The sequence below is a fragment of the Roseibium alexandrii DFL-11 genome, assembly GCF_000158095.2.
Taxonomy (GTDB): Bacteria; Pseudomonadota; Alphaproteobacteria; order Rhizobiales; family Stappiaceae; genus Roseibium; species Roseibium alexandrii.
Window position 1 is genome coordinate 250,237 of record NZ_CM011002.1, and the last position, 19,497, is coordinate 269,733.

At 57.6% G+C, this 19,497-nt stretch carries 16 protein-coding genes and 1 other RNA gene; 7 read left to right on the plus strand and 10 right to left on the minus strand.

The window, feature by feature from the left end; translation table 11 throughout:
- Nucleotides 1-5: 5 nt before the first annotated feature.
- The 3 genes from SADFL11_RS01110 to SADFL11_RS01120 form a co-directional block, all read right to left on the minus strand.
- Nucleotides 6-1,223 carry an NADP-dependent isocitrate dehydrogenase gene (locus SADFL11_RS01110; RefSeq protein WP_008196764.1) on the minus strand — a complete coding sequence of 406 codons (1,218 nt, stop codon included), beginning with the start codon at nucleotides 1,221-1,223 and terminating at the stop codon, nucleotides 6-8.
- 213 nt (nucleotides 1,224-1,436) lie between these two features.
- A complete protein-coding gene (locus SADFL11_RS01115) occupies nucleotides 1,437-3,086 on the minus strand; it encodes a chloride channel protein (protein WP_008197097.1) in 1,650 nt (549 codons plus the stop codon).
- 132 nt (nucleotides 3,087-3,218) lie between these two features.
- A complete protein-coding gene (locus SADFL11_RS01120) occupies nucleotides 3,219-3,713 on the minus strand; it encodes a thioesterase family protein (protein WP_008196724.1) in 495 nt (164 codons plus the stop codon).
- 126 nt (nucleotides 3,714-3,839) lie between these two features.
- Between SADFL11_RS01120 and SADFL11_RS01125 the strand changes: the two genes are divergently transcribed.
- Nucleotides 3,840-5,264, plus strand: a complete 1,425-nt coding sequence (locus SADFL11_RS01125) for an FAD-binding oxidoreductase (protein WP_008197299.1) — start codon at nucleotides 3,840-3,842, stop codon at nucleotides 5,262-5,264.
- A gap of 288 nt (nucleotides 5,265-5,552) precedes the next feature.
- Nucleotides 5,553-9,383, plus strand: coding sequence for an AsmA family protein (locus SADFL11_RS01130; RefSeq protein ID WP_008197139.1), 3,831 nt, complete (start codon nucleotides 5,553-5,555; stop codon nucleotides 9,381-9,383).
- Between the two features lie 21 nt (nucleotides 9,384-9,404).
- Here the strand turns inward: SADFL11_RS01130 and SADFL11_RS01135 are convergent, their stop codons facing one another.
- The 4 genes from SADFL11_RS01135 to ssrA all read right to left on the minus strand — a co-directional run bounded on the left by SADFL11_RS01135 (nucleotide 9,405) and on the right by ssrA (nucleotide 10,987).
- A complete protein-coding gene (locus tag SADFL11_RS01135; protein ID WP_008196101.1) occupies nucleotides 9,405-9,632 on the minus strand; it encodes a ribbon-helix-helix domain-containing protein in 228 nt (75 codons plus the stop codon).
- 5 nt (nucleotides 9,633-9,637) lie between these two features.
- Nucleotides 9,638-9,844 carry a DUF4169 family protein gene (locus SADFL11_RS01140; protein WP_008190160.1) on the minus strand — a complete coding sequence of 69 codons (207 nt, stop codon included), beginning with the start codon at nucleotides 9,842-9,844 and terminating at the stop codon, nucleotides 9,638-9,640.
- Between the two features lie 16 nt (nucleotides 9,845-9,860).
- Nucleotides 9,861-10,436 (minus strand): SspB family protein, encoded by a 576-nt coding sequence (locus tag SADFL11_RS01145; RefSeq protein ID WP_008190511.1) that lies wholly within the window; start codon nucleotides 10,434-10,436, stop codon nucleotides 9,861-9,863.
- Between the two features lie 180 nt (nucleotides 10,437-10,616).
- Nucleotides 10,617-10,987: a transfer-messenger RNA gene (ssrA, locus tag SADFL11_RS01150) on the minus strand.
- Nucleotides 10,988-11,146: 159 nt separating this feature from the next.
- Here ssrA and SADFL11_RS01155 point away from each other — a divergent pair.
- Nucleotides 11,147-11,953 carry a thymidylate synthase gene (locus tag SADFL11_RS01155; protein ID WP_008195085.1) on the plus strand — a complete coding sequence of 269 codons (807 nt, stop codon included), beginning with the start codon at nucleotides 11,147-11,149 and terminating at the stop codon, nucleotides 11,951-11,953.
- 158 nt (nucleotides 11,954-12,111) lie between these two features.
- Nucleotides 12,112-12,540, plus strand: a complete 429-nt coding sequence (locus SADFL11_RS01160) for a GFA family protein (RefSeq protein ID WP_081450476.1) — start codon at nucleotides 12,112-12,114, stop codon at nucleotides 12,538-12,540.
- A gap of 24 nt (nucleotides 12,541-12,564) precedes the next feature.
- Here the strand turns inward: SADFL11_RS01160 and SADFL11_RS01165 are convergent, their stop codons facing one another.
- The 3 genes from SADFL11_RS01165 to SADFL11_RS01175 all read right to left on the minus strand — a co-directional run bounded on the left by SADFL11_RS01165 (nucleotide 12,565) and on the right by SADFL11_RS01175 (nucleotide 16,791).
- Complete coding sequence (locus SADFL11_RS01165; protein ID WP_008195927.1) at nucleotides 12,565-14,136, minus strand: B12-binding domain-containing radical SAM protein; 1,572 nt, start codon at nucleotides 14,134-14,136, stop codon at nucleotides 12,565-12,567.
- Nucleotides 14,137-14,155: 19 nt separating this feature from the next.
- Nucleotides 14,156-15,250 carry a type II CAAX endopeptidase family protein gene (locus tag SADFL11_RS01170; RefSeq protein ID WP_008189828.1) on the minus strand — a complete coding sequence of 365 codons (1,095 nt, stop codon included), beginning with the start codon at nucleotides 15,248-15,250 and terminating at the stop codon, nucleotides 14,156-14,158.
- A 209-nt stretch (nucleotides 15,251-15,459) separates the two neighbouring features.
- Nucleotides 15,460-16,791 (minus strand): multicopper oxidase family protein, encoded by a 1,332-nt coding sequence (locus SADFL11_RS01175; RefSeq protein WP_008195945.1) that lies wholly within the window; start codon nucleotides 16,789-16,791, stop codon nucleotides 15,460-15,462.
- Nucleotides 16,792-17,074: 283 nt separating this feature from the next.
- Between SADFL11_RS01175 and SADFL11_RS01180 the strand changes: the two genes are divergently transcribed.
- The 3 genes from SADFL11_RS01180 to hflK all read left to right on the plus strand — a co-directional run bounded on the left by SADFL11_RS01180 (nucleotide 17,075) and on the right by hflK (nucleotide 19,496).
- Complete coding sequence (locus SADFL11_RS01180) at nucleotides 17,075-17,584, plus strand: dihydrofolate reductase (RefSeq protein ID WP_040450805.1); 510 nt, start codon at nucleotides 17,075-17,077, stop codon at nucleotides 17,582-17,584.
- A 27-nt stretch (nucleotides 17,585-17,611) separates the two neighbouring features.
- A complete protein-coding gene (locus tag SADFL11_RS01185) occupies nucleotides 17,612-18,067 on the plus strand; it encodes a GNAT family N-acetyltransferase (protein ID WP_008190272.1) in 456 nt (151 codons plus the stop codon).
- A 229-nt stretch (nucleotides 18,068-18,296) separates the two neighbouring features.
- A complete protein-coding gene (gene hflK, locus SADFL11_RS01190; protein WP_040450804.1) occupies nucleotides 18,297-19,496 on the plus strand; it encodes an FtsH protease activity modulator HflK in 1,200 nt (399 codons plus the stop codon).
- Nucleotide 19,497 lies beyond the last annotated feature (1 nt).

A 19,497-nucleotide genomic window follows, 5' to 3' on the forward strand; every position in this document is an offset into this window, starting at 1 on the left:
GTTTTTTAAAGATCAGCCATGGCCTTTTGCAGGTTCTCGTCGATCTTGTCGAGGAAGCCGGTTGTTGTCAGCCAGCCTTGATCCGGGCCGACCAGCAACGCCAGATCCTTGGTCATGTAGCCGCTTTCAACGGTCTTGATGCAGACGGTCTCCAGCGTCTTGGCAAAGCGGGCGAGCTTGTCGTTGCCGTCCAGCTTTGCCCGATGCGCTAGCCCGCGGGTCCAGGCAAAGATCGAGGCAATCGAGTTGGTCGATGTGCTCTCGCCCTTTTCGTGCTGGCGATAATGACGGGTAACCGTGCCGTGGGCCGCTTCCGCTTCCACCGTCTTGCCGTCCGGGCTCATCAGGACCGAGGTCATAAGGCCAAGAGAGCCGAAGCCTTGGGCAACCGTGTCGGACTGCACATCCCCGTCATAGTTCTTGCAGGCCCAGACATAACCGCCAGACCATTTCAGGGCACTGGCGACCATGTCGTCGATCAGGCGATGCTCGTACCAGATCCCGGCTTCGGCATACTTGTCCTTGAACTCCGCCTCGTAGATTTCCTGGAACAGATCCTTGAAGCGGCCGTCGTAGGCTTTCAGGATAGTGTTCTTGGTGGAGAGGTAACACGGCACCTTCCGGCCCAGCGCATAGTTCAGCGAAGCGCGGGCAAAGTCGCGGATGGAATCATCAAGATTGTACATGGCCATCGCGACACCGGAGGAGGGCGCGTCAAAGACTTCGCGTTCGATCTCCGTACCATCCTCGCCAACAAACTTGATGGTCAGCTTGCCCTTGCCGGGGAATGTGAAGTCTGTAGCGCGGTATTGATCGCCAAACGCGTGTCGGCCGACGATGATCGGCTGGGTCCAGCCCGGCACGAGGCGCGGTACGTTTTGCATGATGATCGGCTCGCGGAAGATCACGCCGCCCAGAATGTTCCGGATCGTGCCGTTTGGAGACCGGTACATGCGCTTCAGGCCGAACTCCTCAACGCGGGCTTCATCGGGGGTGATGGTCGCGCATTTGATGCCGACCCCGTGTTCCTTGATGGCATTGGCCGCATCGATGGTGATTTGGTCGTCGGTTTCGTCGCGCTTTTGAATCGACAAATCATAGTAGTGCAGATCAACATCCAGATAGGGATGGATCAGCTTGTCCTTGATGAAAGCCCAGATGATCCGGGTCATCTCATCGCCATCAAGTTCAACAACCGGATTTTCGACTTTGATCTTGGTCATGGAATGTCGGCCTCTTGTCTGGTGAGGAAGGGGGCGGTCCGAAACAGCCTTTTCACGGCTCTCTAACACATATCAATTATTGTGTGCATATGTATACAATGTGACGTTGGCGCGCAAGTTCTGACTGTTTATCAGCTTCGCTATGATGCGTAGCGGTTAATTGTATACCGGTAGTAGCGGACGGATACGGTAGTTTCCGATGCTGATCCCCGGTTAAACATGTTCTTCCTTCGTCGCCTTGATCAAGGCGGCGTTGAAGTAGCGCAAACCGCGAACATGGCGGGCTGTGCCGATGATCCGCGTGGCGTTGCCCTTGCGCACCACGGGCAGCGATGACTTTCCGCAGGCATCAAAACTCTTCAGCGCGCTTTCAAGACTGTCTGTGTCATGCAGATAAGGTCCATCGGAGCCGGGATCGAATTTAAGGGCGTCCGAGTCTTCGTTTTCCGGGGGCAGATCCATGAAATCGCGCACCTTCACAGTCTCGCTGAGGAGACGGTGCGCGCCCTCATTGACGAAACACCCGCGCATGCCCAGCTGCCAATGGAAATAGGACTTGCCATGCACGGCCTGCGTCAGCCCGGTTGCGATGGAGACAGACAGAAGCAGTGCGATTGAAAGGGCATAGCCGCCGGTCAGCTCGAAGACGATCATCGTCGTGGAGACAGGTGCGCCGAGAACAGCCGCGGCCACCGCGCCCATGCCAAGGATCGCATAAAGCCCGTGGCTTGAGGCCATTTCCGGGAACACGGACGCCGCAATCAAGCCGAAGGCACCGCCGGTCATGGCACCGAGATAAAGGGCCGGCGAGAAAATCCCCCCGCCAAACCGTGAGGCGAGGGTAATGGCCGTTGCCGCGGTCTTTGCTACCAGCAGGATCAGCATGGTCTGAAGCGGCAATTCGTGTTTCAGCGCAAGGTCGGTGGCTTCATAACCAACACCTAGGATGCCGGGAACGAAGATCCCCATCGTGCCGACGGCAAGACCGCCCAGAACCGGGCGAAGCCAGAGCGGCATGGTGATGTTGCGGGCAGTCCAGTCCGTCCCAATCAGCGCGAACTGGAAAATGATGGCCACAGCCGCACATGTCAGACCTAAAAGCGCGAAGGCCGGGATCTCAAGGTAAGACGTGATCTCATATTGCGGGATCACGAAGGCGGCGACATCGCCAAACCACCAGCGGACGATCAACGTGCCCATGACAGATGCCAGAACAATCGGCACGAAGGCCGAAACGGCGTAGTGGCCGAGGATCACTTCGTGGGCAAAGAGGACGCCTGCAATCGGCGCGTTGAACGAGGCAGAGACCGCACTGGCGACAGCACAGCCCAAGAGGACCCGGCGCGCTGAATCCGGCAGCGAAAATTTCGAACAGATGGCAGCGCCGATCGTGGCGCCGAGGTGGACAACGGGGCCTTCACGTCCGGCACTCGCGCCTGCACCGAGAGAAATCGTTGTGACCAGACCGGACCATAGCCCTGCTTTCAGCGGCAACCCACGGCCGCCATAGGCACGCGCTTCAATAACGTCGGCCACACCGCCAGCCCGCTGATACGGGTGATATTTCTGCAGCATCCAACCGACGATAAGGCCGCCAATGGTCGGGGCCGCCAAAATCACCCACCACGGCTGAGCGGCAGCAGCTTCCATTGTGAGTTCGGTTGCCGTTCCCAACCAGGGCAATTGGAACAGCCCGATCAGGGTCCGGAAGATGATGGCGGCAATCGCAACCAGGACGCCGACGATAAGCGCGAGCAACCAGACGACATGCAGACGGCTGGATCGGTACTGGCGCACGTTGGGCGTGATCCAGCTGATCAGGATGTCGGGCAGGTGGCTCGCGGCGTCTAGTATCTTGCGCATTCTGTCGGTCCGCTGGCGAAACGGCACATTACTATTTACGTCTGCCAGTGTCGCTCGAGTCGTGCGCAAAATACAGATCAAGTTGACCGATAAACGTCCTAAATCACTGCAATTTGTGCTGAAATTTAAGGTCTAGCTCTTCTTTTTGATCTCGATATGCCGTCCGACACGCTCCGGACGGGGCAAAGAGCTGTGCGCGTCTGCAAGCGCTTGCAGGTTTGCCGTGATGTCTTCCGGCCATGGCGCGACCTTTCGGGCTCCCATATCTACATGCAGGCATAGCTGTTCGGACGTTGCAGAGAGCCAGTCTTCCTCTGCGTGATGCATTTCTTCGTAAAAGTGAGCCCGCTTTTCATCGAAATCGATCAGCTGCAGGGAGACGATCACGGGCATTCCGGCACTAAGTTCCCGAACGTAGCAAACATGAGCTTCTGCGGTGAAGAACGAGGCATTGCGTTCCTTCACATAATCCGGGCCGAGGCCGAGCTGTTCAAACACCTGATCGCACGCCTTATCAAGGAGGACGTTGTAGTAGGCCATGTTCAGATGACCGTTATAGTCGATCCATTCGTCCTTGACGGTCATGACATCGCACCGCACCGGCTCCGGCTTCCAGGCAATAGGCATGAAAAACTCCTCCAAATATGATCGGTCTGCGGCATTTTCAGACCGTTGACCAATGGTTTTTTGCTGTAAGGTGCGGCTAACATAGGCGATGAAAAAGCACGAAGAAAAGACGTGTCTACGGAGAAAATGACAATGCCGGAATTGGCGGGAGCGGCCCAAACACTTGAAAATTCAACCGGGAGCGCCGGGGTCGAGGGACTCGTGTCGACGTTGAAGGACAGCTTTGGTGAGCGATGTGGAACTTCCGCAGCGCTGCGCGAGCAACATGGGCACACAACCACCTGGATCGAGACCCAGCCGCCGGATGCCGTTGTTTTTGCGCAGACAACGCAGGAGGTCTCAGACATCGTCAAACTTTGCGCCGCGGCCAAAGTGCCGGTTATTCCCTTTGGGACGGGAACTTCGCTGGAGGGGCACGTGAATGCCCCGCACGGGGGGATCTCCATCGATGTCAGCCAAATGAACCGCATTCTGGACGTGCATCCTGAAGATCTGGATTGCGTCGTTGAAGCCGGTGTGACCCGCAAGCAGCTCAACAGCTATCTTCGGGACACAGGTCTGTTTTTCCCAATTGACCCAGGCGCAGATGCCAGTATTGGAGGCATGGTGGCGACGCGGGCGTCCGGCACCAATGCCGTGCGCTATGGCACGATGAAGGACGCCGTGGTCGCCCTGACCATCGTTATGCCGGACGGCTCGATTGTCCACACCGGCGGCCGGGCGAAAAAGTCCTCGGCGGGATACGACCTGACCCGGTTGATGGTCGGCTCGGAAGGCACGCTCGGCATCATCACGGAAATCACCTTGCGCCTTCATGGCCAACCGGAAGCTATTTCCGGCGGTGTTTGTCCGTTCCCGGATGTTCAGACCGCTTGTAACGCTGTCATCAGCACCATTCAGATGGGCTTGCCGGTCGCCCGGATCGAGTTACTGGACAGCTTGCAGGTGCGGGCTTGCAACAATTATTCAAAGCTGGACCTGGCCGAAACGCCAACGCTTTTCCTGGAGTTCCATGGCTCCGAAGCGGGCGTGAAAGAACAGTCTGAAATGTTCTCCGCCATTGCAGAAGAGCTTGGCGGCGGGCCTTTCAAATGGGCAACAGCGGCGGAAGAACGCACACGCCTTTGGACGGCGCGACACGATGCCTATTGGGCCGGAAAATCCCTCAAGCCGGATGCGGACATCATGGTCACGGACGTGTGTGTGCCGATCTCGCGGCTTGCCGACTGCGTTCAAGCGACAGCGGATGATATTCAGGCAGAGGGTTTGCTCGCCCCGATCGTGGGCCATGTCGGTGACGGCAACTTCCACGTTCAGGTTCTCGTTGATATGGATGACGCTGATGCCGTGCGCCGCGGCAAGGATTTTGTTGAGCGCCTGTCCTTGCGCGCCATTGATATGGGCGGCACCTGTTCCGGTGAGCATGGCGTGGGGCAGGGCAAGCGCAAATACATGGAGCGGGAGCACGGCAACGCGCTGGGTCTTATGAAGGCCATCAAGCTGGCGCTGGACCCGGACAACATCATGAACCCGGGCAAGATCTTGCCATAAAGCTCTGATGGATGTCTCAAAGACGCTTTGCAATTCCTTTAGGAAGGCCCTCTTGCCGTTTGCTGAATAAAGGTGAATCGGCAATTTGCGCAATTCGGGCAGATAACGTTTTACGGCAGTCATGATAGTGTAGGGAATCGGATAAATAACAGGGGTAAAGCCTCGCTGTTTCCTGTTCCGGTTTTTGGATGAAATGACATACGTTGCCCCAAGATAGCAGTTGGTGTGATTGGCTGAACCCAAAGGAGATGCAGCCTGAACTCGGTTTACATTACATTCGGGATTGCAGTGGTTCTGGTGCTGGTAACGGCGCTCGTAGGGCCTTTTTTCGTCGATTGGACCATTTACCGGTCAACCTTTGAAACCTATGCAAGCCGGGTGCTTGGACACCGCGTGACCGTCCTCGGGGAGGCGGACCTCCGCCTGTTGCCTGCACCCTATATCCGGTTTTCCGATGTCCGTGTCGGTGAAGCAGAAGATCCTTTGTTGGTCGTCTCCCGCTTCGACATGCGTGTTGAATTGCCGCCGCTCTTGAAAGGCGAGTTCCGGGTCGTTGACATGGCTCTGGAGCGGCCACACCTTACCCTTTCTCTGGACGAGGCTGGCCGGTTGGATTGGCTGACCGCGGTGACGGCCGATGGCGCCCTTGCCGATCTGCCTCCCGAAGATGTGGCGCTGGAGAAGGTCACGATCCGCGACGGGGCGATTTCTGTGATCGATGCCCGTACGGGTGAGACGCACAGCCTTGATAACGGCAACCTCTCCGTCAGCGCGCGCACTTTGGCCGGTCCCTTCCGCGCCGATGGAAGTCTGACGTTGAACGGGAGTGCCTATTCGGTCAGTCTTGCCTCTGGCCGCATCCGCGACAATGAAAGTCTGCGCCTCAAAGGGGATGTGACTCCCACGGATCTGCCCGTCACCTTCAGTTTTGACGGAGCCTTGAGCGAGACGGATGCAGCACCCCGTTTTGACGGAGCGTTCGACATAACCTCCGTGGCGCTGGACGAAAGCGATACGAACACTTGGTCGGTTGACGGCCAGTTCTCCGCGGATATCGCGGAAGTGGCTGTTCCGGAATTCGAATTCCGGTTTGGACCGGATGACAAACGGCTCAGCATGACGGGTGAGGCGGATCTGGTTTATTCCGGTGATCGGCGTTTTGAAGTTCGTGCGCAGTCGAAACAGGTGGATTTGGATCGTCTTCTGGGCGGCGGTCCACAAGCGCCGGTAGAAATCAACACTGCCGGGCAGCAGCTTGTCAGTGCGTTAGGGGCTGTTCCGCTGCCGACGATCGATGGTGCCTTGTCGCTGGATGTCCCGGCTGTTGTCGCTGGGGGTGGCATCATCCAAAATGTGCGTCTTGATCTTGAAACCATGCTGGGAGGCTGGCGGATTGCCCGCCTTGCCGGCCGCTTGCCAGGCCGCACCATGGTCGCGACGCAAGGGGACCTTGGCCTTGAACCGGCGTTGACATACCGAGGTGCCGTCTCCGTTCGGTCCGATCAGCCCGCGACATTTTTCAGCTGGTGGCAGAGCCAGGAAAGTGGAGCTGCGGTTCTAGAGCCTGTTGCCGTTGAGGGACGTTTGAACCTGATGCCGGCAGGCGCCGCCCTTGATAACTTGCGTCTCACCGTTGCCGGCTCGGAAGCCCGTGGCGGGCTTGCGTATCGCCAGCCGCGCGGCGGTGGCAATGCCGAGTTTTCCCTGTCTCTTGATGCCGACACTCTGGATCTCGATCAGATGGAAACGCTGACGGCCTTAATGCGGCCGTTCCGCGGGGCGACAGGGCAATCGACATCCGGTGGGACCAGGTCTACCAATGTGTCGCTGCGCCTGCAGGCACGTGAGGTGCGGGGCCGGGGCGTTGCCGGGGAAGGGCTGGCGTTTGAGGCCGAGTACGCCGATGGCAACATGCGCATTGATCGTTTGTTTGCAGCAGATCTCGCCGGTGCCCGGATTGATGTAACAGGCGATGTCCGCAATCTTCTGACCGCTCCAAACGGGGCCGTTTCCGGAACGCTCGATGCCAGGGATCTGTCTGGTCTGATGGCTCTGGTCAAGGGAGTGCTGCCCGATTCGGCGCTCATTGACCGGCTGGAAAAAGCCGCAGATAGCCTTGTGCCGGCCCAGTTCGATGCGTCCCTGAAAGCTGCAGAACGCGCCAACGGCACTGATCTTTCCGTTGAATTGACCGGCACCGCCGGAGGGACGGAAGTTGCGGTCCGGTCCAATCTGGAGGGCCGCATAGACGCTTGGCATGAAGCTGATATCGGCGTTTCGCTGTCCATGACAGGGGCGGATGGCAGTGCGGTTTTACAACAGCTCGGCCTTGATGTTCTCCCGGTTGAGGCGATCGGCGAAGCGCGGATTTTGGCAGAGGTCTCGGGCGTGCCCGCCAACGGCCTTGACGTCCGCAGCACTTTTGCGCTGGGCGAGACCAAGATAGAGACGACTGGAACGCTGACCCTCAAGGCAGATGAGGAAGCTGCCTATGCCTTGAACGGGACGCTGGAAACTCCTGATCTGACACCGCTCGCGTTGCTTTCCGGCCGTATTCTGCCGGTCATGGCTGGTGACTTGCCTGCAACGCTCACAGCGGCTGTTGAAGGGGTCGGCACCAGTCTGGCACTGCCGTCCTTTAGCGGCACGTTCCGGGATACCCGGTTCGACGGCCGGCTGGAAGGCGATCTGACACCGGTCCCGGGCGAGCGGAACCGCCGTTTCAATGGAGAGCTCAACGTCAGCCAGATGGAATTGCGTGCCTTGAGCGAATTGGTGCTCGGTCCGGACCAATGGTACGCGCTCGGTGATGGATCCAGCGTTTGGCCAACGGCCTTCTTTGGCGCGCCGCTTCTCGATGATCTGGACCTGACGCTGGATCTGCGGGCAGATGATCTCTACCTCGACGAAGATATGGCCCTTCAATCTGCGCGCGCCGAGTTCCGCTTAACGCCGCTGCTTCTTCGTCTTGATGGTCTGAATGGCACTTATGCGGGCGGCAAGTTTGACGGTAATCTGTCGCTCCGCCGTTCCGAGGCGGAAGGGGCCGCGTCTGGCCGGGTCAAGCTGACTGGCGCGGACCTCCGCCAGCTGTCTTGGCGCCCGGATGGCCGGGCGGTTGTTTCGGGGACAGGCGATCTTTACCTCGACTTTGAGGGCATTGGCAGGTCGATCGCGGCAATCGTTGCAGGGTTGAATGGTGGCGGCTCCTTTGCGCTTCAAAACGGCACGGTTCAGCGGCTGAACCCGCAGGCCTTTCTTCAGGTGACCCGGGCGGTCGATGCCGGTCTCGACTTGCAGGACGACAAGATCGAAGAGGTTTTCCTCAGCCACATGTCTGCCGGCAGCCTTCCGTTTGAAAAGGTGGAAGGAACGCTGACACTGGTTGGCGGCCGTCTTTCTGCCCGCAACGTGGTGGTTGATGCGGAAAAGGCCGAAGTCTTCGGGTCGGCTCAGCTGGATCTCAACACCTATGACCTCGATGCGGATTTCTCGCTCAAGGTCGATCCGGGCGAAAATGCGGTGACCGGAGCAGAGCCGCAGATTGGTTTGCTGTTCGAAGGGCCCGTCGAAGCGCCTGCGCGCAGTGTCGACATCACGCCCTTCACAGCTTATCTGACGCTCCGCGCGTTTGAGCAGGAAGTAGAGCGGGTGGAACGCCTCCAGGCAGAAATCTTGGAGCGGGACCGCTTGACGCGCGAACTCAAGCGCCAGTCCGAAGCAAAAGTGCGGCGCGAGCGGGAAGCGATCGAGGCTGCCGCTGCCGCAGAAGCAGCGGCGCAAGCGGCAGAAGAAGAACGTCTCCGTTTGGAGCAGGAACAGCTTGAGCGGGAGAGCCAGGAGCAGGAGCAAACGCAGAACAGCGAGCAGACCCCGGTTGTGCCCGACACGCAAGCCGTTGAAACCGCCGCCAGCCCTGCCGATGCTCCAGTGGATGACCCGATCCCGCTGACCGACCGGATCCGGGCGGTGCTTGATGCGTCGAACGACAATCTGGATCTCACCGGCGCATCCGCGGCGCCTGAAACCAAACCCGCCTCCGACCTCCCGCCTCTTGATGGCCCGATCACCATCGAAGATCTTTTAAGCGGACAGTTCGGTATCCCGGCAGGCCAGTGACGCTGGTTCAAGTTTGATGAATTATGCTTTTTGATCAGCACGCCATTGCGCCCGTTTGAGCACCCAAACGCGTATGGCAGAAGACAGCGGATCGTCCGGATCCCGCGTGTCGTCTATTTCTGCGATCACGCTGGCAAGGGAGCGACTTTCTGCTCTTACGGCTTCGTCAATGACCGCCCAGAACTCCGACTCAAGGGCGACGCTGGTCCGGTGGCCGTGTAGGGAAACCGATCTTTTCTGGAGCGCCATGAGGGTTAATTGTCGCCTGGCGGAGTGGTGGCCGGTCCGTCAAGCTTGTGGCCATCTACCTGCTTTTCATGCATGTCCCGGCGCCGGCGGTCCGCCTCGCGTTCGGCTTTGGTCCGGCCAAACTTCTGGCGGTTGCTTTCAGCGGTTTTTTCCCTGGTTTGCCGCTGCTTGTGCTTGCGCGCCTGGCGCAGATTGACAATTTCGGCGCTCATGGCCTTGTCCTGAGGGTCAGGTTTTTTTCCGGAAAGCGTCCAGCGAGACAACCTCACCGCCGCCGTCACCGTCTTCAGTGTCTTGATCGGGTTTTTTGGTTTTTTTCTCAGCTTCGACAGCAGGAACATCATCCTGCTTGTTGTCGGCTGTCATCAGCTTCTCGGTGGTTTCCTGTTCCGCCTTCGCAAGCTCTTCGACCGCTTCCAGCAGGTCTTCCGGCAGTTCCTCGGCTGTCTTGCCCGGATCGAATTCTAGCGCGAATTGAACGGAAGGATCAAAGAAGCCTTTGATTGCTGAGAAGGGCACCAGCAGCTTTTCTGGAACGCCGCCAAAGGACAAGCCAACCTCGAAGGCATGTTCGCCGATCGCCAGATCCCAGAACTGGTGCTGCAGGACGATGGTCATTTCCTGCGGGTAGCGCTCTTTCAAACGCTGGGAGATTTTCACACCTGGTGCGGTTGTTTCAAACGCGATGTAGAAGTGGTGATCGCCGGGCAGGCCGGTGCGTCCAACCTCCGCGAGGATTTTCTTCACAGCACCACGCAGGGCATCCTGGATCAGGATATCGTATCGCAACAGGTCTTCAGACATCGTGTTCAGTCGAATCTCGCTTTGAATTTCATCTCAGAAAAGCACATTGACGGGCAAGGTTCAAAAAGGAAAGGCCCTTTTCCAAGGATAGCGCTTTATGGAGCGGGCGGCGATAGGCAGTGCAAATGTTTCGCCTTTGCCGGAGGCCTATCTTTCGCTTTTGCGCAGGCAGGAGTGTGAAGTGAAGGCTTCTGTTGCCAGGTGCCTTCGAACCCCGCCTGAAGGGGCTAACCAACAGGACTTAGTGGACTACCGGAACCGCATTACGCAGCTACAGCGTTGTCCATAGCAGTGTTGTCATTTGCAACTACTGAGATAGCCCGATAACGGTGGTACAATGCCGAGCAAAAGCACAGTCTTTACGCCCTCGTCGATCCTATTTCGCCCCCGCCGAAACCCATATGGGCTCAAAGCTTTAAGCCTTATGGGCTTGGGTGGAGGCGCCGGGTACCGCCCCCGGGTCCGATAGGTTTATTACACTGACAATTTATTGCCATAGCTGGCGAACCAGCACCCCTGATATAGGCACTTTCGGTTTGAATTGAAAGGGCTTTGCCAAAGGACCGGCGCTTGGTTGGCTAAGATCATCCACAGGCAGACGGCCGGTCCTGTGGCCGGAGCTGGGGAAAGTCCGGGGCAGGGGGTGTGTTTTTGGCAGAATCTGCGAAGTTAGCGATACGTTTCCGGCAGTATGACGAAGGGCGCCCGCCGTGCAGCAATATCACGATCTCCTTTCTAAGATCCTTGAAGACGGCATCGACCGGGGCGACAGGACAGGAACCGGAACACGCTCGATCTTTGGCCATCAGATGCGGTTTGACCTGTCTGAAGGCTTTCCGCTGGTTACGACCAAGAAGCTGCATTTGCGCTCGATCATTCACGAGCTGCTTTGGTTCGTTGCAGGTGATACGAACATTGCCTACCTGAAGGAACATGGCGTCAAGATCTGGGACGACTGGGCCGATGAAAACGGCGATCTGGGCCCGGTCTATGGCTACCAGTGGCGTTCCTGGCCGGCTCCCTACAGAGACGGAAGTGGCCAGTCGATTGATCAGATCTCGAACGTTCTGGAGATGATCCGCAAAAGCCCGGAAAGCCGCCGCCTCATTGTCTCAGCCTGGAACCCGGCCTTGGTGGACGAAATGGCGCTTCCACCGTGCCACGCGCTTTTCCAGTTCTATGTCGCTGACGGCAAACTCTCCTGCCAGCTGTATCAGCGTTCAGCCGATGTGTTTCTCGGTGTGCCGTTCAACATCGCATCTTACGCCCTGCTGACGATGATGATCGCACAGGTCACAGGGCTCAAGCCCGGCGACTTTGTGCACACACTTGGTGATGCGCACCTTTATTCCAACCATTTCGATCAGGCGCGCGAACAACTCACGAGAGCGCCGCGCGCTCTGCCTGAGATGAAGATCAATCCCGCAGTGACAGATCTCTTTGCGTTCACGTATGAAGACTTCGAACTGACCGGCTACGACCCGCATCCGCACATTGCAGCGCCTATTGCGGTGTGAGACCGACGACGAGCTTCTGATCCGGATGCGCCAGATGCCGGATTGGAGAAAGTGCCTGTCTATTCTTGGGCTCTATTTGCCTTTCATTCTGCAATAGATTTGGTGGGGCCTGCTCTTCCAGGCAGGACCAGCTGAGTTCGGAGAATGCGGGAGAGGACATGACGACGCGCGGGCACTGTTTTTGCAAGAAGACCAGTTGGGAATTTACCGGTGAGGTTACCTGGGGCTGCTATTGCCACTGTGATGATTGCCGCCGCAATTGCTCGGCGCCGTTGGTTGCCTGGCTCGGCGTGCCATCAAAGAATTTCAGGTGGACAGGTGCGACGCCCAGATCCCTGGAAAGTTCAAAAGGTGTCTACAGACACTTTTGCGATACGTGCGGAACGCCCATGGCCTTCGAGGCCGAACACTACAAAGGCGGCATGCACCTCTATGCCGCGACGCTGGAGCACCCTGAAACCTTCAAGCCTGAATTCCATGTGAACTACAAAAGCAAGCTGCCCTGGCTCCAGATGACGGACGATCTGCCGAAATACGATACCACGCTGCTGCATGCGCCTCAGGATCTGAGCGAGTACGATACCTGACGTTTTCGTCTGCTTATTTGCACTTCAAGCCACATCGCTTTTTAGTAATTCATGGGCTGTCCGTGGCAGTGGCGGACGGATCGCGTCCGCTATTGGCTGGGTGAGCTGCCCCTTCGCGTCGGTGAGGAACAGCGGTTCGAAATACCTAGCGAATTTTGCGTCCATCCGGTGCAATGGCTCGTAGGCGACACTCAGCGGCTCGGTCATTGCATTGAAAGTACGTTTCGGTTCACGCCACGTCTGATGCATTTGCCGGTGATCTCCGATACGGATACCGCCCGCATATCGGACGATCGGGCCGAGCATGCTGATCAAGGTTTGCAGCGTATCGAACGAATGCCGCCGTGACCATGCATGGCGCACCGCATGGCGGGAAAACGCGAGCTTCCGGCCTTTGAATTGCAGAAGGTTTGCAAGATACGGAACAACCTCTTCCAGCGGTTCCTTCGGCCACTCCACCAGTTTTTGACCATCCATGTCAGCCAAACGCACATTCGGCATTAAACGCCCTTCAGTGGCGGCAGTATTAAAATGCGGCGTGCCGAGGATCGGAATGGTCAAGGACATCAGCGCCGGCAGCGGTGTTTCCGGACTGGCCAGCAATCCGTCGATCTGCCCGTCGATTTCTGCGATCGTCTGATGGGAAAAGTCCAGCATCATGCCGTAGTCGAAGAGGATCCCGTACTCGGCGCACAGCCGCGCCAGCGACCTCGGATCGGACGAGAGACTGTGCTTTTTGTTGTAGGCTTTCAAGACCGCCGGATCGAGTGATTCAACGCCTGAGAACAAGGCTTTGCAGCCATTGGCGGCGATGATGGCCAGGTTCTCCGGGTTTTTGAAAAAATCACCGGTGACCAATGCCCCCCAGCCACGGTATCTGCCGCGCCGCCAGTGGTCGCCGAGGAGTTCCGTCCGGCGTACGAAATCCGCGCGGTTGTTGCCGTAAAAATTGTTGTCCAGCACCATCAGCATGGAAGTCTTGCCGCCAGCCTCGATCTGGCTGGTGATCCCGGCCGACGAATAAGACTGATAGGCGCGTCCCTCGCCGGTCAGGGAGCAAAAGGCGCACTTGAAATTGCAATTCTTTGTCGTCTCGACAAATCCAAGGCCGTAGGACCAGCCCGCAAGATCAAAGCGGGGGGCGGGGTTTTCTGCCCGACAATCTGCCCCGAGTCTTTCGTCAATGAAATCATCGAAGGTCTCGACATCGCCCTGGCAGACATAGTCAAAGACGTCAGCACACAGAGCGGGCAGTGTGCGGGCAATCGGACCGCCAATAGCGACCGTGACATCCGGCCGGGCATTTCTGAAATAGGCAGACAACTGCCGGGCCCGGTCAAAGGCAGCCGTCAATCCGGTCAGAATGACCATGTCCGGCCAGTCAAGCAGACGGGGATTGAGCAGCGCCCCGTGATAGACTTCGTCGTAGACGCGCACGTCCGCTCTGGTTTTATCTAGCCGCCCGGCAAGATAATAGGGTGCCATCGCGCGCGGAATAAACAAGCGCATGGGTGCCGCAGAGCGCCACGGATCGACATAGGCGTTCACGATCAAAACCTTAGGCCTTTTACCGGCCGGTGCTGCGTTCTTGATCATGAAAAATTCCGATTGCGGCTCATACCTGGTCCAGACCAGCGAATATCCCCAAGATGAAGATCGCGTAAACACCGATGATGGCGTGGGAAATGATTGAAGGAACGACACTGCCGGAGCGCATGAACAACCAGCCCCAAAGAAGAGACGGAACAATCACGGCGAGCGATACGAGCGGATTGAGATGGGCGTGAAGAACCGCGAACAGGAGTGTGGACACCAGATTGGCGACCCAGCCTGCCGGGCCGATCACGCCGGTGAGAAAACTCTGGAGTGGTGCCTGGATGGCGCAGCGGATCGCAAATTGCTGAAACAGCACCGAAACCAGGTAAATCGCCAATGCGATGAGAAACAACCCGGGCTCCCGGACCCGTGTTCCGTCGTCCAGAACCAGGAAACTGAACAGTTCAGGCGGCGTTGCACCGTCCTCGCGGGCGAGCAAAATGAAGATCAGTTTTCCGAAAGTCATCAGGACACAGAATCCCAACGACCAAACAATACTCTCAACCACATAGCGCCTTTCCGGACGCAGGTTGAGCTTCAGGGTCCGGCTTTCCGGAGAGGACCAGCGGTCAAGGAAAAACGCGATGATGACAAGTGTCAGGAGCGCGATTACCGGGCCGAGGTCGTAAAAATGAGCCCGTGCGAGTTTCTGGATCGGCTCCAGGAGTAGTGTGAACACGCTGAAAATCGTCAGGATCGCAACAATGAAACGCCCCGTCGCTGCCCGCTCGCGTTCGCGGTCGGCCGTTCGGGTCAAAAGCTCCACCCGCTCGCTTTCATCGGCAATCATGACCAGAACGCCAATGCGTTCATCCGAGCCTTTCCGGTGAAGCAAGACCGTCCGGACACTGAGGTGGAGGATACCCTCCGGCCGTTCCAGGCTGATCGTCGCAACGTGTTCCTTGTCCGGCTGCCGGACAGCCTCAAGCACACAGTCTGTGAAGGCGTCGAGATCTTCCAGCGGCAGGAACACTTCGGCAACGGTCAGTCCGACCACGTCGGTTGCCGTGAGCCCAAAGATCGCTTCAGCGCCTGGGTTGAATGAGGTGAGCACGCCGTGCGGATCAATGGTGATGATCCCGTCTCGGGACGAAGCGACGATATCGTCGGTCATTGCCGCCGGAAATACCTGCGTTTGGTCCGGGTCAGTCAAAAGGGCACCGGGCTAGAGCTGAACCGCTGCGGGTCGCCGCGAAAACTGAAATTGAAGTGGTCACAGAAACAGTCAATCTGGATGTGCAAGTATCGATATGTGGCCAACATAGCCGTAACGAGCCCACTCGCGCCACCCGTCTCGTGCGGCGGTCCACTGCAGAGGCGGACTTACGCCACCTCGAACCAATCCATCATGCCGGAGGCCGCATGGCCAAGCATGTGGCAGTGAACCAGCCATTTGCCGGGATTGTCAGCGACCAATGCAATCTTCACGGTTTCGCCGCGCTGGGTTGTAAATGTGTCGCGCCAGTCCGGATGAGCCAGCTTCTCGCCGTTGCGCTCCAGAACACGGAAATGATGGCCGTGCAGATGGATCGCGTGGGGGAAGGCGGTGTTGTTGGTGCTTTCCAAAATGATTGTCTCGCCGCGTTTTGCGGAGAAAAGCGGTTTGTCACCCATGCCCGCCTGGCCGTTGAACGCCCAAAAGTTTCCGGCCTGCACCAATTCCCGCATGGACAGTTCCTGGCCGTCCATTGTTGCTGATTGCATCCGGCCCATGGCGCCGCCCGCCATGTCGAGCGGGAAAGACCGGGCGTTCACAAGATCGGGTTCTGGAAGAGAGTTGGGGGCTGGAACTCTCAGTTCCTTTGGCTCTGCTTTTTCACCGGACACAACGAAATTAGCAAAGGTGAACGGCTGGCCTGTCATCATCTCAAAGGGGATCGGGCCGGCGCTGTCTGGCTTCATCACGAGATCCATGCGCTGGGCAGGCGCGAGCTGTATGACGCCGTCAATGTCTCTGGCCGTGCCGAAGCCTTGACCGTCCAGTGCGATGACCTTGGCGCCAAAACGGGACGGGGCCAGATCAAGGACACGAGAGGCTGAGGTGTTGATCAGGCGGATACGATGCCAGCGGCCCTTTCTGACCGGAATGTCGGGCAGCGATGTGCCGTTGATGGTCAACCAGTTGCCAAGCCGTCCAGCATGAGAGAAATCATGCCGGGCACCGAAACTCGCCGTATCGAGCAGGCCATTATCGTCCAATCGCCAATCGGACAGCGACAGGATAATGTCAGCATCCGGTGAGAAGGGATTGTCCTCTTCTTCAACAATTAGGGGACCGGCCAACCCGCGCGGCACCTGGTTCCAACTCATGTGATGGGCGTGATACCAGTATGTTCCAGCATCCGGGGCGACAAAATCATAGTCGAAGGTCTCACCGGGCTGCACCGCTGGCTGCGTGAGTCCGGAAACGCCATCCATGGCATTGTCGATCCGGATACCATGCCAATGGACTGATGTCGGTTCGTCAAGGCTGTTCTTGAAGCGAACCTTGACCCGCTCCCCGCGCTTTACGCGGATTTCCGGTCCGGGGAGTTTCCCGTTGTAGAGCCATAGATCGGACAGGCCGCCATCTTCGCCGTAAAGCCTGCTTTGCCCTTTGACGGCTTCAAGCTGAATAAAGCCATCACCGCTCGCTGCCATTGCAAATCGCGGCATGCTCAATAGCGCTGCAGCGGAAGATATTGATTTAAGGAACTGTCTTCTATTCATGCTGTCTTCACGGCCATAAAAGTGTCAGCGAGGATGGGACCGGGCTTGTCGGGCTTAGAACGCAGGGCCGGTCGTCTTCGGAATAATAGGGTGGGACGATAGGGCTTCCAGTTGCAGGAAGGTCAAGCCCGTGCCGTACAAAAGCGCCGCGTATGAAAAAGCGCTCGTTTTCCGGCTGGTACACGTGTTACGAGCCGGTTGATCATCGAGAATCGAGCGGGAGTGGGTTTTGTCTGAAATTGTCGTTATTGCTGCTGTGGCCAAAAACGGGATCATTGGCGCCGACAATGATATGCCCTGGCGCTTGTCATCCGATCTTAAGCGCTTCAAAGCCATGACCTTGGGCAAGCCTGTCATCATGGGCCGGAAAACGTTTCTGTCCTTTGGCGGAAAACCTTTGCCTGGCCGTCCGCACATCGTGATATCGCGGGATCCTGAGTACAAGCCCGGCGGCGCCGAAGCGGCGACCTCTTTACAGAGTGCGATAGACCGTGCGCGTGAAATCGCCGCAGACACATCAGCAGATGAGATCGCGATCATCGGCGGTGGTCAGATTTATGCCCAGGCGATGGACCTAGCTGATCGTCTGGAAATCACCGAGGTCGCTGCCGAACCCATCGGAGATACGCAGTTCCCTGAGATTGATACTGCTATCTGGTCGGAAACTGCCCGGGTATCCGGAGAGCAAACGGAAAAAGACAGTGCACCTTTTACCTTTGTGACCTATCGGCGCAAATGAGCACTCACGCGACCTTTGGAGACAATATTGAAGAATAAGCTTAATGGCGCCTGGAATACATTTGACGCTTTGAGCCCACGGGACGTACATGATCTTTTAAAACTCCGGCAGGATGTGTTCATGCTGGAACAGGATTGCCTTTTTCCGGAAATCGATGGCAAAGATCCGGACACTGAGCATTATCTCCTGCGCGATGCGGAAACCGGCGCGCTCGCTGGCGCAATCCGATTGTCTTCGAGTGACGATGGCGCGGTCCGGATTGGCCGTGTCGTTGTAGCGCAGTCCCATCGCGGCCTTGGTCTTGGCCGGGACTTGATGCTGGCGGGCATGGAAAAGGCGCGGCAAATTGCGCCTGCTGGACAAGTGCACCTTTCCGCGCAGGCTCATCTTGAAAAATTCTATGCATCCCTTGGGTTTCGGACGGTTTCCGAGGTCTATTTAGAAGATGATATACCCCACATCGACATGATTGCGTCGCATTAGAACTTACCAACGGCCATTCAAGTCCGGTTCAACACCTATTGGGGCTTGAAAATCGAGTGCAAATAGCCCACCTGCGGTCCGGGAAGATCGCGTTGTTGATATGGCAGGAAGCCGGGTGCTGCGTTGAAAGCACATGGTAACTTCCCTATAACCTACGTTGAGTCAGAACGGGCGAAAGCCAAAATCCAGCCGCGGTTATCGGGGCTGGAGTTCACAGAAGGAAATCTTGATGCCTTGGAGCAATCAGTCAGGTGGCGGTGGTGGCCCCTGGGGTGGTGGAAACAACGGCGGCCCATGGGGCGGCGGTGGAGGAAACAACAATGGTCCGTGGGGCGGTGGTCCCAATCGGGGCGGTGGCGGCGGCGGTGGCAATCCGCCTGACCTTGAAGAACTCCTGAAACGCACCCAAGACCGCATGAAAAACGTCCTGCCAGGTGGTGGCGGCGGTCTCGGTATCCTGGGCGTTCTCATTGTGATTGGACTTGGTGTCCTCGGTTGGCTCGCCACCGGTGTCTACATCGTTGACGAAGGTCGCGGTGAGGTGGGTGTCGAACTTGTGCTTGGTAAGGTTACAGACCAGACTGGCACCGGTTTCCATTACAATTGGCCATACCCGATTGGTGAGGTCTACAAGCCGCAGGTCGAGCAGCAGCGCGAAACCACCGTTGGTGTTGAGGAGCTCTTCACCAACACCGGCGCAGTCCGCTCCCGCGATGTCCCGGAAGAAAGCCTCATGCTGACCGGTGATGAAAACATCGTTGACGTCGGCTTCAAGGTCCAGTGGCGTATCAAAAACACGCGTGATGGTATCACCAATTACCTGTTCAACATTCAAAATCCTGAAGGCACCGTGAAAGCGGTTGCTGAAAGCGCGATGCGTGAAGTGGTCGGTGAGTCAAACATCGATGCGATTTTGACGCAAAACCGTGTGACCATTCAGAACGACGTGGCCACTTTGATGCAGAGCACGCTCGATTCTTATTTGGCCGGTATCGAAATCACCGAAGTTCAGATGCAGAAGGTTGATCCGCCACAGCAGGTCATCGACTCATTCCGTGACGTTCAAGCGGCGCGTGCCGACCAAGAGCGGATCCAGAACGAAGCCCAAGCTTACGCCAACCGGAAAATTCCGGAAGCGCGCGGCGAAGCAGCTCGGGTTCTGGAAGCTGCAAATGCCTACAAGGAACAAACCATTGCCGAGGCAACCGGTCAGTCGCAGCGCTTCACGAAAATTTATCAGGAGTACAAACTCGCGCCCGATGTGACCCGCGAACGCCTGTATCTGGAAACCCTGGAGAAAGTCTTGGGCGAGAATAACAAAATCATAATCGACAGCCAGTCGTCCGGATCCGGCGTCTTGCCCTTCCTGCCGCTAAACGACCTCAACGGACGCGGTGGCGGCCAGTCCACCCGCACGGGAGGGAACTGAT